The 300-nt window shown below is 43.0% G+C and carries 1 protein-coding gene; it reads right to left on the reverse strand.

What is annotated here, in order from left to right:
• Window position 1: 1 nt before the first annotated feature.
• The coding region (locus AB4585_RS26185) for a hypothetical protein (RefSeq protein ID WP_372171681.1) at window positions 2-300 on the reverse strand (299 nt) is incomplete at its 5' end.

Here is a 300-nt window from a genome sequence, read left to right on the forward strand (position 1 = left end):
ATCACAGATAGACGGGAAGTAATTCTGGGTGTTGTTGCAGCGCGACTACTCGTTGTTCTCTTTGTGTTGACTTGTTAAAGGTCGTTTTGGATTTCAATTTAATCAGGGTGTCATTTTCTGCTCGTTGGTGATCAACAAACGGCAACTCTAAAATGTGGTTGGTGATAATTTCTTCATCCCTGCTGATTTCAGCGCGAATTGAAGGTAGTAGATCACGTCTAGAGGTCCCGTGGAAATTAAATATGTTGGTAAATATGGCCTGCAATGAGGCTACCTGATTTCGTTTGGCGGCCTGAGTTC

Origin of the sequence: Vibrio sp. 10N.222.49.C9 (genome assembly GCF_041474985.1) — a bacterium.
Lineage (GTDB): Bacteria > Pseudomonadota > Gammaproteobacteria > Enterobacterales > Vibrionaceae > Vibrio > Vibrio crassostreae_C.